Annotated in this window: 2 tRNA genes; both read right to left on the reverse strand. The window is 49.3% G+C overall.

Annotated features, from left to right (window positions below):
• A tRNA-Leu gene (locus AN944_RS21290) sits at positions 1-86 on the reverse strand.
• Between the two features lie 50 nt (positions 87-136).
• Positions 137-210 (reverse strand) — tRNA-Cys (locus tag AN944_RS21295).
• Position 211 lies beyond the last annotated feature (1 nt).

Genomic DNA, 211 nt, shown 5'->3' on the forward strand with positions numbered 1-211 from the left:
TGGTACCCGAGGCCAGACTTGAACTGGCACGCCTATTAAGCGAGGGATTTTAAATCCCTTGTGTCTACCGATTCCACCACTCGGGCAAAAGTGTTGTTTTAACTGTATCTAAATCAATACAATTAAACAAAATTTGTGGAGGCGCGACCCGGAGTCGAACCGAGGTCGACGGATTTGCAATCCGCAGCATAGCCATTCTGCCATCGCGCCG

Origin of the sequence: Shewanella sp. P1-14-1 (assembly GCF_001401775.1) — a bacterium.
In the GTDB taxonomy this organism is placed as follows: Bacteria; Pseudomonadota; Gammaproteobacteria; order Enterobacterales; family Shewanellaceae; genus Shewanella; species Shewanella japonica.